General features: G+C 71.3%; 9 protein-coding genes. 1 reads left to right on the top strand and 8 read right to left on the bottom strand.

The window, feature by feature from the left end:
* Positions 1-8: 8 nt before the first annotated feature.
* The 8 genes from AB0389_RS25985 to AB0389_RS25950 all read right to left on the bottom strand — a co-directional run bounded on the left by AB0389_RS25985 (position 9) and on the right by AB0389_RS25950 (position 10,427).
* A complete protein-coding gene (locus tag AB0389_RS25985) occupies positions 9-2,003 on the bottom strand; it encodes an amidase family protein (protein WP_366397893.1) in 1,995 nt (664 codons plus the stop codon).
* 77 nt (positions 2,004-2,080) lie between these two features.
* Positions 2,081-3,121, bottom strand: a complete 1,041-nt coding sequence (locus AB0389_RS25980) for a substrate-binding domain-containing protein (protein ID WP_366397892.1) — start codon at positions 3,119-3,121, stop codon at positions 2,081-2,083.
* A 146-nt stretch (positions 3,122-3,267) separates the two neighbouring features.
* Complete coding sequence (locus tag AB0389_RS25975; protein WP_366397891.1) at positions 3,268-4,305, bottom strand: ABC transporter permease; 1,038 nt, start codon at positions 4,303-4,305, stop codon at positions 3,268-3,270.
* Positions 4,306-4,307: 2 nt separating this feature from the next.
* Positions 4,308-5,042 (bottom strand): ATP-binding cassette domain-containing protein, encoded by a 735-nt coding sequence (locus AB0389_RS25970; RefSeq protein WP_366397890.1) that lies wholly within the window; start codon positions 5,040-5,042, stop codon positions 4,308-4,310.
* On the bottom strand, positions 5,039-6,412 hold the full coding sequence (locus AB0389_RS25965) for an aminotransferase class III-fold pyridoxal phosphate-dependent enzyme (RefSeq protein ID WP_366397889.1): 1,374 nt from the start codon (positions 6,410-6,412) through the stop codon (positions 5,039-5,041). Before AB0389_RS25965 ends, AB0389_RS25970 begins: the two co-directional genes overlap by 4 nt.
* 2 nt (positions 6,413-6,414) lie before the next feature.
* Positions 6,415-7,401, bottom strand: a complete 987-nt coding sequence (locus AB0389_RS25960) for a phosphotransferase (protein ID WP_366397888.1) — start codon at positions 7,399-7,401, stop codon at positions 6,415-6,417.
* 882 nt (positions 7,402-8,283) lie between these two features.
* A complete protein-coding gene (locus AB0389_RS25955; protein ID WP_366397887.1) occupies positions 8,284-9,171 on the bottom strand; it encodes a septum formation family protein in 888 nt (295 codons plus the stop codon).
* A 302-nt stretch (positions 9,172-9,473) separates the two neighbouring features.
* The gene (locus AB0389_RS25950) at positions 9,474-10,427 is read right to left on the bottom strand and encodes a DJ-1/PfpI family protein (protein ID WP_366397886.1); all 954 of its coding nucleotides are present in this window, start codon (positions 10,425-10,427) and stop codon (positions 9,474-9,476) included.
* Positions 10,428-10,526: 99 nt separating this feature from the next.
* Between AB0389_RS25950 and AB0389_RS25945 the strand changes: the two genes are divergently transcribed.
* The gene (locus tag AB0389_RS25945) at positions 10,527-13,652 is read left to right on the top strand and encodes a discoidin domain-containing protein (protein ID WP_366397885.1); all 3,126 of its coding nucleotides are present in this window, start codon (positions 10,527-10,529) and stop codon (positions 13,650-13,652) included.
* Positions 13,653-13,682: the final 30 nt, after the last annotated feature.

Here is a 13,682-nt window from a genome sequence, read left to right as displayed (position 1 = left end):
GTACGTGGTCAGGTGGGGCGGGGCCGGGTGTAAGGCAGTTCGGTGAGGGCGCAGGTGAGGACGGTGCTGTCGGGCGCGGCGACGGTGAGCAGGACGAGGGCGCTCGTCTCCCCGTGGACGGTGCGCCGGGCCGGCGCGAGGCGGAACTCCTCCTCGCGGACGCCGGGACCGGGTTCACGGGTCTGTCCGCAGACTTCGAGGAGTACGCGGGTGCCGTCGGGGGCCGCCACCTCGGTGCGCACCCGGACCTTCACGGAACCGTCCGGGGCGATGACGGCGTCGCCGGAGACTCGGGCACGCACCGGCCGGGTGGCGGCGCTCCGCCCGGCGCCGGCCGCCGGGAGGAGGTCGGGGACGCGGGGGAGCGGGGCCGGGGCGCGGGCGGGCAGGACGTGCTCGATCGCCTGCGCGATGCCGAGCAGCCGGTGGTCGGTGTACGCCGGCCCGCAGACCGTGAGCCCGACCGGCATACCGATGTCGTCCATCACCCCCATGGGTACGGTCACGCTCGGGATGCCGACCCGGCGCAGTACGTGATTGGTGGTGGAGAAGACCGTGCCGTCCCGCCAGGCGGCGCGGGCCGAGGCGGGGTTGGTCTCCGCGTCCCAGGAGCCGACGTCCGAGTTCGCGGGGAACACGACGGCGTCGAGTCCCTCCCGGGCCATCCAGTCCTCGAACAGGTCCCGCCGGGCCGCGTCGAGCCCGGCGAGCGCCGCGGCGGACCGGCGCAGGACCTCCTCCTCGTCCGGGGCGTCCTGGCTCAGGATGCGGGCGAAATCGAAGACGTCCCGTCCCGGGTGCAGCTGTCCGCTCTCGACGATGTCCACCGAGTGGGGGACGTCCGGGCGGACGGCGGCGGGCGCGACCCGGGTGAGGGGGAGCGGGTCGCGGGCGAACGCGTCGAGATGCCGCTGCCAGGAGAAGGTCATGAGGGCGTCCAGTTCGTACGCCGTCCAGTCGGGCGGCAGATAGCCCCGGTCCTCCAGCGACGGATGCCGGGTGCCACGGCCCTCGTAGGCCTCGACCAGCGGGAAGTCGACGTGGACGGTACGGACGCCCGCCGCGAGCAGGGTCCGCTCCGTCCTCTCCCAGAGGCGGCGGATCGACGGGCGCAGCGGCGGGCCGCCGGTGTCCCGGCCGTCCTCCCCGGCGTAGAGCCGGGGAACACCGATGACGAGTCCTTCGAGCGCCGCCGTCGAGGCGGAAGGGGCCGGCGCGCGGAGGGCCAGGGACACGGCTTCTGCGGGCGCGATGTCGACGGCGCTCTGCCGGGCCCAGACATCCCGGGGGTCGCCGCCGGCGATCACGGCGAGCACGTCCCGCAGGTCCGCCACACTCCGCGTGTGCGGTACGACGACATCGCGGTACGGATGGAGGGGCCAGTTGCCGGTGCTGGGCACCACACCCCAGGACGGGGTGTAGGCGACCAGGGCGTTGTTCGACGCGGGGGAGCGCCCCGAGGACACGGTCTCCTCCCCGATCCCGAAGGCGCACAGCCCCGCCGCCACGGAGACGCCCGAGCCGATCGAGGAGCCCGAGTGCCATGCGGCGGCGAGGTGTTCGGGGTTGTACGGGCTGCGCGTACGGCCGTACAGCCCGGCCTGACCGCCTCCGATCGCCATCGGCGGCATGTTCGTACGGCCGACGAGGAGGGCTCCGGCGCGGCGCAGCCGCTCCACGACGACGGCGTCCTGCCGGGCGACGACCCGGGCGAAGGCCGGGGAGCCGGCCGCCAGGGTCATTCCCGCCGCGGCGAAGGAGTCCTTCACCGTGTAGGGAATCCCGTGGAGCGGGCCGCGGACACGGCCGGCGGCCCGCTCGGCGTCGAGGGCCGCCGCGTCGTCGAACACGGTGGGGCTCAGGACGGGGACGGCGTTGAGACGCGGCCCGTCACGATCGAGCAGCATGATCCGCCGTACACACGCGCGTGCGAGAGCGAGGCTGCTCGACGCGCCCGACTCCAGACGGCCCCGCAGGTGTCCCAGCGAGGATTCCTCGGTCATCTCTCTGCCCTTTCGTCTCGCTCCGCCCGGGGCGACAGCCTTCCGGCCGGCGCCCCGGGCGGCGGGTCGTGCTGGTGCTACTGGGCCGAACAGTCGGTGCTGTAGAGGAACTTGGCGCTCTCGGCACTGTTCACGTTGTCCGCGGTGACGAGCTTCCAGGGGGTGTTGACGGTCTTCTCCTTGACGGAGCCGGCGTCCTTCTTGCCGCTGAGGACCTGGCCCATCAGCTCCATCGAGTCGTAGCCCATCTGGTACGGGCTCTGCCCTATCAGCGCGTTGTACTTGCCGGCGCGCAACGCCTCGACCTGGGCCTTGGACGTGTCGTAGCCGATGTGGGTGACGCCCTTCGCGTGGGAGCTGGTGATGCCGCTGGCCACGCCCGTACCGGCGCCGATGTTGGTGGAGAACACGAGGGACAGGTCCGGGTTGGCGGCGAACGCGGAACTGACCGCCTGGGACGCCTTGGCGGAGTCGCCGCCGACGTACTGGTACTTCAGGACGGTGAGGCCACCGCTCTTCTCGATGGCGTCCTTGAATCCCTTCGCCCGGTCGGACTGGATCGCGTTGCCGGGCGAGTCGGTGACGATGAGCACCTTGCCGGAGTCGATGTGGAAGTCCTTGAGGGCCTCGACGGCGGCGTCGTAGGACGACTGGTAGCTGTCGGTGCGGATGGACTGGAGGTAGTCGTCGTCGGAGAGGAACGAGTCGGGCATGACCAGCGGCTTGCCCTTGTCGGTGTACGGCTTGAGGGTCTGGTTGAACGCCTCGTTGTCCCAGACGGTGAGCAGCAGTCCGTCGGGGTCGGTGGCGAGGACGGACTGGAGTACCTGCATCTCGGCGTCGACGGTGGTCTCCGGTGTGCCCTGGATCTTCAGTCTGATGCCGGCCTCGGCGGCGGCCTTCTTCGCGCCGCAGTACATCGCGCCGTAGTACTCGCCGGTGCTCTCCGGCGTGACCATGGAGACGGAGCGGCCGGCGGACGAGGACGAGGCCGATGACGAGGACGAGGCGGAGGTGTTGTCGGCGGACGACGAGCATCCGGTGAGCAGCACGGCGGTGGCGAGGGCGGTGCCGGAGGCCACCGCCGTGATCAGGCGGTGCGAACGGGCGCGTGACATGGGGCTCTCCTGGTGGGACGAGGGTGAGGAGGAGTGGCGACCACGGCGGCCACGCTGCCGGTGCGGTCGGTAAGGGGCCGGGACGGGGTGGGGGCGGCACCGTCCGGGAAAGGGGACACGTGGGAGGGCGCGGTGGGACCGGAGGGTCAGTCCGCGCCCAGCTTGGCGCGGTTCCCGCGGTCGAGGCTGACGGCGATCAGGAGCATGACGCCGATCGTGATGGTCTGGTAGAAGGGCGAGAGGTCGATGATGACGAGCCCGGACTGGAGGATGATCGCGAGGAGCGCTCCGAAGACCGCGCCGAGGAAGTTGATACGTCCTCCGGTCAGCGCGGTGCCGCCGATGAGGGCTGCCGCGATGGCGGCCATCGAGTCGTTGAGGTGGCCGGAGATGTTCGTCGTGGAGTAGCGGGCGAGGTCGATGTATCCCGCGAGGCCGGCGAGCGCCGACGAGAGCACGAAGATCCCGACCGTCCTGCGGAGCGTCCTGATGCCGACGCGGCGGGCGGCGACGACGTTCGATCCCATCGCGAGGATGTGGGTGCCCCACGCGGTCGTGCGGAACAGGATCCAGATGACGGCGAGGACGACGGCGCCCAGCAGGGTCGGCAGCGGCAGCGCGCCGAACTGGAGCGTACCGAAGGAACTCGCGAGTTCGACGGGCAGTCCGGTGAGGTTCACCCCACCGGCGATCACCTGGGCGGCGCCGGTGCCGATGGAGAGCATCCCGAGGGTCGCGACCAGGGAGTTGATGCCCACGAGCCCGGTCATGATCCCGTTGACGGTGCCGAGGACCGCTCCGGTGCCGACGGCGACGACGAGGCCCACCAGCAGGACCGCCGTGGTGCCCGTACCGCCGCTCATGGCGATCATGACCTTGCCGGAGACGACCGACGACACGATGAGCACGGCGCCCTGGGAGACGTCGATATGGCCGGCGGACATCAGGACGGCCTGCCCCGCGGTGAGCAGCAGGACCTGGGAGGCCGTCAGGAGCATGCCGCGGACGTTCACCTCGCTGAGGAAGGCCCCGCCCGGCGAGAGGGCCTGGAAGACGGCGATCACCACGATCTCGACCAGGATGATCTGCACGGCCCGGTTGGCCAGGGCTTCCCTGACCCGGTGCGGGAGCGCCCGGGTCTCCGGGGAGCCGTCGGCCGTGGTGACGTGGGTGGCGGTGCTCATGGCTACTCCTCACCTACCATCACGGTCATGACGTCGGAGACCGAGAGTCCGGCCGGCCGGAGATCGGCGACGATCGTGCCGTGCCGCAGCACGACGAGACGGTCCGTCAGCCGGAGGACATTGGGTATGTCGTGGGACACGAGGACCACTCCGAGTCCGTGGGAGGCGGCCCGGCGGATCGTGTCGAGGACGACACCGACCTGTTTGGGGCCGAGGGCCGCCGTCGGCTCGTCGAGCAGGATGACGTTCTCGGCCCACTTCATCGCACGGGCGACGGCGAGTACCTGCCGCTGGCCGCCGGAGAGCCGGGCGACGGGGAGGCGGACGTCGCGGAGTGTGGAGATGCCGAGCCGCTCGATCGCGTGCTTCGCCTCCGCGCGCATGCCTCGGCGGTCGAGGACCGCGAACGGCCCTTTGCCGCGCCGCAGTTCGTTGCCGAGGAAGAAGTTCTCCGCGACGCTGAGGTGCGGGGCGAGGGCGAGGTCCTGGTAGACGACGCCGACCCCGAGCCGCCTGGCGTCCTGGAGGCTCGACAGGGTCTCGCCGTTGACACTGACCCGTCCCGTGTCGGAGGCGTTGGCACCGCAGATGATCTTCATCAGGGTGGACTTTCCGGCGCCGTTGTCGCCGACGAGGGTGACGATCTCGCCCGCGCGCACCCGGAGGTCGACATCGCGGAGAGCGGTGATCGGACCGAAGTTCTTGCCGACTCCCTCGACGGCGAGGATGCCGCTCATGGGGTGCCTCCTTGCTTCTGGACCTCCGCGAGGACCTCCGCGTAGACATCGGTGAACTCGTCAGCGTCGTCGGTGTCGAAGACGAGAGGGGGGCGTATCTTCAGGACCTGGCCCGAGTGGCCGACCGCCGAGATGAGCACCCGCCGGTCGCGCAGCGCGCCGACCATCCGGCGGGCCCACCGTCCACCGCCCTCACCGTCGGTGGCGGCCATCTCCACCCCGATGAACAGGCCGGCGCCGCGTACGTCCGCCGTGATCGGGCTGGACGCGGCGATCTCGGTGAGCCGGCCGAGCAGGTGTGCTCCGGTCCGCCCGGCGTTGTCGAGCAGGGCGCGGTCCTCGATCTCGTCCAGCACGGCGGTCGCCGCGGCGATGGAGACGGGATTGCCGCCGAAGGTGTTGAAGTAGCGGTGCTTCCGGGCGTAACCGTCGGACACCTCCGCCGCCAGTACGAGCGTGCCGATGGGGAGCCCGCCGGCGAGGGGCTTGCCGCAGGTGACCATGTCGACGTCGTCGCTGTGGCGCTGGAATCCCCACATCGTCCCGCCGAGACGGCCCAGGCCGGGCTGTACCTCGTCGGCGACCACGAGACCGCCCTCCGCACGCGTCGCCCGGAACGCCTCGGCGAGCAGGCCCGGTTCGCCGGGGAAGATGCCGTCGGTCGACAGGATCGTGTCGACGAGCAGCGCGGCGAAGCCCAGGCCGTGGCGGCGCAGATCCTCGGCGGCGGCCCGGACCGACTCGGCGAAGACGGTCCCGGCCTGTTCGCCGTGGAGGAAGGTGTCGGGGGCGTCGACCACCCGCACCCAGGGGTGCAGCGGCATCTGCGGCCCGTTCTCCGGGGAGAGCCCGGACAGCAGCCGGGTCGTGCCGTGGTAGGCGTTCCGGGTGACGACGACGCCCTGCGCGCCCGTGCGCCACTGCGCGATGCTGACGGCGAGGTCGTTCGCCTCGGACCCCGAGTTGGTGAAGACGACCCGGTCGAGCCCGGCGGGGTGGGTCCCGAGGAAGCGCTCCGCGTACGTGACGACGCTCTCGTGCAGGTACCTGGTGTGCGTGTTGAGTTGTGTCAACTGCCGGCGTACGGCTTCGGCGACTCTCGGGTTCGCGTGTCCTACGGCCGGAACGTTGTTGTAGGCGTCGAGGTACTCGTTGCCCTCGGCGTCCCAGAGCCGGGTGCCGCTGCCGCGCACGACGTGCACCGGCTTGTCGTAGAAGAGGGGATAGATGTCCCCCAGTACGGCGCGGCGCCGGTCGAGCAGGCGGCGGTCGGCGGCGGAGAGCACCGAGGGGGCGCTCGCCGGGTCGAAGCGGTTGACCATCGCGTTTCCCGCGGGGGTGGCGGGGGGCGACGGGATGGTGCTGTGCACGGTCACTCTTCCTTCTCGGTGGTGCGTCCGGCCCGGGCGAGGAGGACGCGCTCGGCCAGATGGTCGTAACGGAGCTGGTAGTCGGCGCGGGCGGGGGCGCGTCGTGCGCTCTCCCTGCCCAGCAGGATGACGAGGGCCACCCGTGCCAGGACGAGGAGCGGGACGAGCGCGGTCTCCTGCTCGTCGAGCGCGCAGGCCCGGCCGATCGCCGAGAGGTAGCGGGCGACCAGCGGGTGCTCCGGGCCGCCGAGGGCCAGGCCGAGGTAGCAGGCCGTCACCGCGATGTCGTAGACGCGCGGGGCGTGCACGGCGTCACCGAAGTCGATGATCCCGCTGACGGCGCCGTCCTCGACAAGGACGTTGGAGAGATTGAAGTCGGCGTGCAGAACCTGGGCCGGGAGCGCGTCGCGCACCGGGACGACGTGTTCCCGGAAGCCTGCGACGATCTCCTTCAGCGTCGCGTGCAGGAACGGCGGGGTGTGCACCGGGATGAGGTGCTCGACGTCGAGGACCGCGTCGAGCGACCACTCGTTGAACGCGGGGACGGAGAGGTCCCCGGGATCGGCGTCACGGAGAGCCGACAGGAGCCGCGTCTGCACATCGGCGAGCGAGTCGACGGTCGCCTCGTCGAGCCTCACGTCCTCCAGCGGGACGCCGGTGCGGAAGGTGGTGACGAGCACGCTCCTTCCCTCCTCGACGGTGAGGGCCCGGCCGTTCTCCCCGGCGAGCACCCGAGGCACCGGGAGACGGGGGTCGGCCCGCGCGACATGGGCAAGGAGCGCCGCCTGCTTCCGCGCGGCGGCGGCGCCGGCCGGGGCGGCCGGGAACTCCTTGATGACGACGGTCCGGCCCGTCTCCGTACCGGCGATCCAGGTGCGGTCGTTCTCGCTGCCGGTCTCCCGGACACCGGTGAGGCGCCCGACACCGTGGGCGGCGACGGCCCGCTCCAGCCGGCCGCACTCGGCGGGGCCGGCCGCCACGGCGCTCACCCGGATCTCCGCGAGGCCGGCAGCGCAGGGGTGCGGCCCGCGTGAACGTATGACATGTCAACGGCTCCTCGCCCGAGAGAACATTTTTCTTGAGCGAGACGTTAGCTTTCATGTTCGTTCTGATCCATAGCGATCAAATATTTTAACCGTCAGGAAACTTACGCGCACACAACGGACATCTGACGCCGATGAGAACGGGGCAGGGGAGGGCCCGCCGTGCTCGGGCGGATGCCACCGCGGCGTGGATACGGTGTCGGGCTGCCCGATGGCGATGGCGCCCGCTGAGGGCGAGATACCCCGACGCCGTCGGGAGCGCGGCGAGGAACACCCCCGACAGCAGCAGGCTGAGACTGCCGTACGCCAGGACCGAGCGCGAGGCGGCCACGGCTCCGCGCCTCGATTCCTCGCTCGCGGCGCGGTAGCGGCTGGCGGCCTCCGACCGGGCGTTCATGCCGATGACCACCCGGAGCCCGGTGATCATGTCGTGGTCACCTCACCACGACAAGCGCCCAGGACCGTGCTGGTGATGACGCCCAGCCCCAGGGGGACGGAGATCACGAGCAGCGCCGTCGACGCCGTGAGGATCGCGGTGACGGCCGAGACCAGGGAGAGGGCACCACCCCGGCCGGACACGCGGCCGACCCCCGTTTCTTCAGCGGGTTCCTGACCGCACCGGCCGGGGTGGCAGCGCCGACGGTACTTCGGCCGGCGCCTGGCGATGCGTCGTGGTGAAGACGTCCGGCGTGGCGAGTGGGACGACTGCGTTGCGGAACACCCGCCGGACGGACTGGACGGACCGGACGGCTGCGACGGCCGGCCGCCGGACCTGCGTGGCTTGGGCCGGGCGCCGTCCCGCTTCCCGCGCGTTCCGCCGGCTGGGGGTCAGCTCGCCCAGACCTCGGCTTCGTCGGCCGGGACGGTGGTGGCCAGGCCCAGTTCCTTGCGGGCGGCGACCGACTTGTTCGGGTCGATACCGGTGAACGCCGAGTCGTAGGCGATGTAGAAGGCGTCGGCGTCCGCGGCGTTCGCGGCCTTCTTCCAGTTCCCCGCCGCCTTCGTGAGCGCCGTGCGGAGCTTGCCGGTCTCGGTGCCCTCGATGCCGTCCATGCCCTTGATGTGTGTGTCGAGGGCGGCGGTGACCGCCTTGGCCTGCGCCTTGTAGCCGGCGAGGTCGTCCTCGACGGTGTCCTTCTCGGGCTGGTTCGCCCACAGGGCCTCGTAGACGGCGTTCGAACCCTTGAGGTACGTGTGCTGCTCGGGCTTGAGGGTTTTCGCGGTGTTCAGTGAGCCGCTGAACGTGCCCTTCTCCGCGGTGTAGGTGCAGCTCACCGCGCGGTCACCCGTCGCCCAACTCTCCTTGGTCGGGGTGTAGTAGAAGAGGGCGACGCCCTTGGGGAGCGCCCAGGTGTCCGCGGCGTACTTCTGCGCCTCGGCCGGGCAGCGATTGTCCGCGATCGTCGAGACCCCGTCCTCGCCCGGGTACTCCTTGCCCTTGTCGATCGCGAACTCGCCGACGACCTGGCCCTCGTGCGCCTCGTCGCAGGGCACGATCTCGACGGCGTACGCGGTCTCCGTGGCCTTGCCGGTCGGGTTGTAGCAGTCGCCGATGTCCAGCGAGAACACCGAGCGCTGGCGAGCCACCGTCTTCGCGCCGTCCTTGGCGCTGTCGACGGCATCGGAGAGGCCCGAGCATCCCACCGCGCCGATCGGGAGCAGGGCGGCAACGACAAATATGCCACGGAAGGAACGATATGGGGCGCCGGCTGTCATGGTATGCGCATCCTCTTATGTGATCTTTATGTGGGTCGCGCGCATCGTATGTCATTCCAGTGGCCCGATTTGGCGAAGGCCCTCACCTCATCGCGCTGTCTCTGACTCGCGACGGGCCGCGAGGGTTGTATCCGGACTGCTCGCAGGTGGGTCGGAGGTGGGACCCATGGGGATGGACGGGGATGGACGAGTCGCCGGGGCAGGTCTTTGAGCGCTTCGGCCCAACGTAGAGGCCGGGCAGAAGCAATGGGGACGGTGCCGGTCGGAGTGTCGTAGTTGGCGGACAGCACGGCGCCCCAGGGTCACACCGGTGGCTGCGGGTCGTACTGGATGCCCCGGCGTACCTGACGTGCACGCTCCGGTGAGGCCAGCCGACCGACCAGGTGCAGGGCCATGTCGATGCCGGCCGAGATACCGGCGGAGGTGATCAGGTCGCCGTCGTCGACGAACCGTTCCTCGTCGCGCACGGTGATCGTCGGGTCGAGTTCTCTGAGCAGATCCAGCGAAGCCCAGTGTGTTGTGGCAGGGCGATCGCTCAGAAGTCCGGCCGCGGCGAAGACCAGGGAGCCGGTGCACACGCTGGTCATCAGCGGTACGGTCCGGCGTTGCCGGCGGACCCAGTCCAAGTGCTGGGCGTCTTTGAGTTGAGGACGGGTTCCCCTGCCACCGGGGTGCAGGAGTACGTCCAACGCCGGCATGTCAGTCACCGAGTGGTGCGCTTGGACGGTCAGGCCCTTCGCACAGGCAACAGGCCCTCCGTCGCTGGACATGCAGAACACACCCCAACCGTCCTCGGGATAGTTCCGGCTCCAGTACGACAGGACCTCCCAGGGACCGATGGCGTCCAACTCCTCGACGTCGGGGAACAACAGGATCCCGATCTGACGCACCGCTCCACCACTCATACGCGGATCCAAGCACCTCCGGGCGTCGGCAGCCACACCTGTGGGCCGCCACCGTGCGATCACCACGCTCCGCGCGTGGCGGACTCCGGCGACCGCACCCGCGAACTCGCCGGGCGCTTCCTGGGGTGGGTTGACGAGGACACGCCCCACCACCAACTGACCACCTGTCACCACAAACACCGCATTATTAGTAGTACTTCGTCTTGTCGCCGCGGCCGAAGTCGACCATGTGCGGCGCCACGGGACTGGCCGGTAGCGCTTGCCCCGGTCCTCGGTCACCAGGCCGACCAGCTGCCCAACATCGTCGTCGCCGAACTGATGATCCGCCGCCGCGGCCTGCTCACGCCGCACCTCATTGCCGATGTCACACCCATTGACGCGCCCACCGGGGCGGCCGAAGAATATGGGACACCTGTCTGACAACGTTGTCTACCCTTCGAGGTTCGCTCCGTGTCGCATCCTCTCCCGCTCGACCGCCGCCGCTTTCTGTATCTCACCGGCCTCACGGGCGCGCTTGCCGCCCTGCCTCCGCCCAGCGCGACCGCGAGCCCGCACACGGCGGAGGGGCGCGCGAGCACGCCCCCGGACACCGTCGCGGCCACCTATCTGCGGGTGCTCCTGGACCACACCCGGTGGTCAGAGACACAGTGGGACGAGGCCCAGGGCCGTTACCGGGCCCAGGACTTCGGATTCGCCGTGGTCCTCGGCCACGCGGTCCTGCTCACCCACGGCAGCTACGACGCGGCGCGCGCGGGAACGGACCGGGAGACCCTCAAGCGGCGCACACTCGCCACGATCCGCCACTTCGCCGCGTCCAACCGGCTCACGGGCGGCGGCGAGTGGGGCCGCACCCTCTTCTTCGACACCACGTTCCAGTCGTACTTCGTCCTCGCCGCCCGGCTTCTGTGGGAGGACCTCGACACCACGACACGGACGAACGTCGACACCATCGTCCGCGAACAGGCCGCGTACACCACGTCGTTGGGCAGCGGCAACGACCCCGCCTCGGGCAGCTGGACGACGAACGGCCTGCTCGGGGGATACGTCGGCGACACCAAGCTGGAGGAGATGGGCCTGTACGCGCAGACCTTCGCACCGGCGCTCGCGTGGGCCCACGACGACGACCGCGCCGCCGACTGGGCCATGTGGTACGGCCTCTGGTCGCGCAACGAGGCCGGGCTGCCGCCCGCCGACCTCGCCAACCCGGCCCTCGTGGACGGCGTCCCCGTCTCCCGGAACACCGCCCGCAATCTGTACGACACCTTCATCGTCGAGAACCACGGCTCCTTCGGCCCGCACTACCAGGCGGAGCTGTGGCGCACCTCCGGCCGCAACGCCGCGCACTTCCTCGCGGCCGGACGACCCCTGCCGCAGGTCCTCGTACGGCAGCCGAACGGCGGGCCGCTGTGGCGCACGCTGCTCGGTGTCATGGGCGACGCGGGCGTGCCGCTGATGCCGATGGTCAACGACCGCGAGCACCTCTACGGCAGGGACGTCATCCCGCTCGCCTTCCTCTCCCAGGTGATGCGCGACCGGGCCGCGGCGCGCGCGGAGCAGGAGCTGGCGTCGCGGCTGGAGGCGTACCAGCAGTACCCGCCGGCGTACCGGATGGCGAAGTTCTCGGGGGAGCCGAAGTACGAGCCGGAGGCACGCGCCGAGATCGCGATCAGCTATCTGCTGCATGTGTGGGCGGCGTCCTCCGGCCGCCCCGTGACGGCGCTGTCGCGCGAGGAGCTGTTCGCGCACGCCTCCGGTGTCACGGACTTCGGGAGCGGCCCCGGGCTGGTGTCGCACCAGTCGCGTGCCGCGTGGGCCGGTGCGGTGACCAAGCCGGGATTCGTGAAGTTCGCCTGGCAGCCGGGGCACGACGACTGGCTGTTCCGGATCAGCGGCGCGACCCCGATGTTCCTGCCCGCCACCGGCGCGCGGGTCCAGAGCCGTACCGTACGCCTCTACGAGTCCCCGCGCGACGGCTTCGACGCCGGCGCGACGGTGCTGCGGCTGGACGGCGGCTGGGCCGGGTTCGCGACACTGCCGACCGGCGCGGTCGTCTACGCGAGCAGCGGCATCGCCGACGCGGAGGGCTGCCTCGACGTGCACAACCTCACGATGCCCGGCATACCGGGGCTCGACGGCGCGCGCACCTACCGCTTCGAGGAGGGCGAGGCGACCGTCCGGGCCGGCGACACCTCCCCCGCCACACCCGTCGCGCGGGTCGACGACCTCGCCTTCACCCCCACGACGGTGCGCCACGTCCGCATGCTCGGAGTACGGCCCGACCCGGCCTACGGATACTCCCTGTACGCCTTCGAGGTGCGCGAGGGCCCCCAGGGCGAGGACCTCGCGCGCGGCCGGTCCGCCACCGCCTCGTCGGCCGACACCGGCAGGGGTGCGGCCCTCGCCGTGGACGGCGACCTCTCCACGCGCTGGGCGGTGTCGAGGGCCGAACGCCCGCGCGCCGACAGCTGGCTGGCCGTCGATCTCGGCGTCGAGCGCCTGATCGGCCAGGCCACCCTGCGCTGGGAGGCGGCGGCGGGCCGCGCCTACCGCGTCCAGGGTTCCCCGGACGGCCAGGAGTGGAAGGACCTGGTGACCGGGCCGGCGCCGGCGGTGAGCAGCAGAGGCGGCTGGCTCGATGTCGAGGGCCGCGCGGGGCTGGTGGTGCGTGACGGCCGGCACCCAATCGGCGTCTACGACGACAGGATCGTCCTCGGCGACGGGCCGGCGGCGCCTCTCCTCGTCGAGGGCTTCCCCGGCACACCGGCCGGAGAGCTGCGCACGATATCCCGGCGCCCCACCCCCTCGGCGGAGGCCGCCGAGGTCCGCACCACGCTGACGGACGGGCACCTGACCCTGTTCAACCTGTCCGGCGAGTCCGTCAGGACGCGGATCGCGATCCCCCGTACCGGCACGGAGACGGTGGTCTTCGAGGGCGTCCAGCGACTGACCGCCGACGGCACCGTTCTCGAGGCAGCCCTGGCCGCCGCCTCGGCGATCGTGCTGGCCCCGCGCTTCACACTCACCCCCCTCACGGGCCGACCGCTGCCGCCGGGCCTGCGGGTCGAGGTCGTCGACGGTGCGACCCTGCGCCTGTCCGGGGCCTCCTGCGCCGTACGCGTCCAGGCCCAGGGGCACGGAAAGACCGCCGTGGTCAGGGCGGACCGTACGATCACCGTCGTCCTGGCCGGCGCCGCCGCACACCCGTACGACGATCTGGCCCTCGGCAGGACCGTCTTCCCCACGAGCCCGCTGCCGGAGGGCATGTCCGACCCGGCGGCGGCGGTGGACGGCGACGCCCGTACGGCGTGGCGGCCCGGCGCGCGAGGCCGCATGGTGGTGGACCTCGGCGCGCCCCTCCCGGTCCGTCTGGCGGAGGCCGAGTGGACGGCCGGCCCGGTGCCGGGCGCGACGGTCGGCCTCAGCACGGATGGCATCACCTACCGGAACGCCGGGCTCCTCACCGGGCGGGGCCGCCTGCGCCGCCTGACCGTCTCCGGGACGGCGCGCTACGTCAGTATCGAGGCCGAGGGGGCGCACACCTCGGTGGCACACCTGCGGCGCCTGACGGTGCGCTGAGGACCTGGGTCGGAGGTTCGTTGTTGGTTT

The organism is Streptomyces sp. NPDC093109, from assembly GCF_040701725.1.
Taxonomy (GTDB): domain Bacteria; phylum Actinomycetota; class Actinomycetes; order Streptomycetales; family Streptomycetaceae; genus Streptomyces.
Note: the sequence above shows the minus strand (reverse complement) of the source record. Positions and strands in the feature narration are given on the sequence as shown.